We start from the raw sequence: 2,309 nt of genomic DNA, 5'->3' as shown, positions 1-2,309 counted from the left end.
GCCAGTAGTAGCATTAAAGTCGCCCAAGACAGTGAGTGTGTCCCGAGGGGGGCACTGGTCTAATACAGAGTTGAGTTTGGCGAAGAACACCTCCTTCACTTCAGTTTCACACACCTCGGTAGGAGCATACACTGCAATAAGAGACATGAATCCCAAAGTGTGCTTCAGCCTCACTCGCATTATACGCTCATCAACCGGAGTAACCTCCACCACGAACGGCTGCAGTTTGCTGGAGATGCCTATAGCTACCCCCCTAAGACGGGCACCATTGCTCATGCCGGACCAGTAGTAGGTGTACCCCATACTACTGATCTCGCCATTGCCAGGCCTCCTCGTCTCGGAGAGTCCCACTATATCCACCTTCAGCCTCCTCAGCTCGTCCGATAGGCAGGGCAGTCGGTGATCCTCCGATAGACTCAGGACATTCCAGGAGCCCACACGCAGAGCCCTCCGAAGGTTGACCCCAGGCCTGGTTCTGCGGGCGGGCGCCGCATTTGCACCTCCCCGGCCACCCCCAAAACAAAAAGAGGGGCTAGGGGGCCCTCCCCCCATCGGGATGCAGGGGTCCCGGGGGCTTTGCCCTGCACCCGTCATAGACGACAGGCTCGCCGGATGCGAGTGCATCGGGGGAGCCTGCCGCGTGGTCAGGCCCCCCAGCAAAACCGGACCGGGGTCGCGACGTGAGTCTTGACCCCGGCCTCTACCTTTTGCTTTGTTTTTGGCGGGACGGATCTTTTTTACGGGGTGGGGTTGGAAGCCCCACCCCAACCAGTCCAGATCAGGGACTGGGCTGACTGCTCGCCGTGGGCAGGGACACAGACCCCCTGAGAGGATATAATCCCCCGGCCACCACAAGGGCAGAGAATGGTAGAGGAGAAAGAGGGAGAAGGGCTGGTGGAAGGGTGGAGGGAAGATAATAGTGGAGGAGAGTAGACAGAAGAGTAAGGGGGAGGGTTGATGGAAGGATGGGGGAAAGAGAACGGTGGAGAAAGAGACAATGTGGAGGATTGCGAGAAAGTGGAGGGAAGAGAATAGTGGAGGAGAAACAGGAAGAGAACAGTAGGGAAGAGGAGAAAGAGGATGGAGACTTGATGGAAAGGTGAAAGAAAGTAAGGAGTGGAGGAGAGGAGAAAGAAGAGGGAAGGTTGATGGAAGGGTGGAGGAAAGGGGACAGTGGTGGAGAAAGGGTTGCACGCCTACTCTTACGCGGCGAGTGAACGAAAGGGGTGCAAGGGGTCGAGGGAGGGTGAATACTGCAATTATCTCACTAACTTCCTGCATGTGCCGCTGTGGCCTTGGTGCTGCATAATGTGGGTGAGGGCAAATTGTCAACGAGGTGTGGCGTGGTGAGGTGGTGTGGTGTAGTGTGGTGGTTGGGTGTGATGTGGTGGTGTGGTGTGGTGTGGTGGTGGGGTGTGGTATAAGTGGTGTGGTGTGGCTTAGCGATGCGCTGTTGCTTGGTGTACTGTTTTTTGTCCTAGTGTTGTATTGTAATAGTTGTAGCAGTAAACTTAGTAGCAGAAGTAGTAGTAGTAATAGTAGTAGTAGTAGTAGTAGTAGTAGTAGTAGTAGTAGTAGTAGTATGGGTTGTCTTTAAAGTCACAGTAGTAAAAGTTGTAGTAGTAGTTGTAGTAGTAAGTGTAGTAGGGGCAGTAGTAGTGGTAGGGGTAGTAGTAGTAGCAGTAGTAGTAGTAGTAGTTTACTTCCTTGGTTGGCAGTACAGAGAAGTATCGTTGTCGTAGTCTTCACTCGCCGGCGCACCGTACAAAGGCTTGGACACGTGCATCTCCTCCCCCACAGTGTAGCCCCTCCAACGTGTTTCATCCGCCCGCACCTCATCTGCCACACAGCTGAGCCACACAAGCGCAAAGAAATCAGCCGGCAGCAGGAGTTGTGTCTGACAGATGTTCTCACCTCTGAAACTAATTTGATTTTTATGTTTTTGGTGTTCTCCTCTGTCTGTCGTAATCAAAGCAGCGTGTCGTGGTCATTTTTATTTTATACTTTTTATCCCTTGGCCTGTCTTCCGTGCCACTCACCATCACACTAAAACAGATGATAAAAACTGTCATGTGTAGTCATGGATTTGTCCTTTTATTTGAGAAAGAAGTGAGGTGACATCCTCCGCTGCCTCGCTACGTGTGTTGTTACCCATTGGTTCGTATTTTTCTACCCGATTTTCTTCCCCAACTTTGCAGGAGTGAGTCAGATTCACGATGTGCCGTATCTCATCACATTTTATTACATGTGTGTGTGTGTGTGTGTGTGTGTGTGTGTGTGTGTGTGTGTCTGTGTGTGTGTGTGTGTGT

The 2,309-nt window shown here is 52.1% G+C and carries 1 protein-coding gene; it reads right to left on the bottom strand.

Annotation, left to right across the window (positions count from 1 at the left end):
• A partial coding sequence (locus tag ACK5JN_RS19580) for an endonuclease/exonuclease/phosphatase family protein (RefSeq protein ID WP_416871677.1) occupies positions 1-552 on the bottom strand: 552 nt, incomplete at its 3' end.
• Positions 553-2,309 lie beyond the last annotated feature (1,757 nt).

Source organism: Kluyvera sp., from assembly GCF_047971185.1.
GTDB lineage: Bacteria > Pseudomonadota > Gammaproteobacteria > Enterobacterales > Enterobacteriaceae > Kluyvera.
This window is presented reverse-complemented; position numbering and strand designations above follow the sequence as displayed.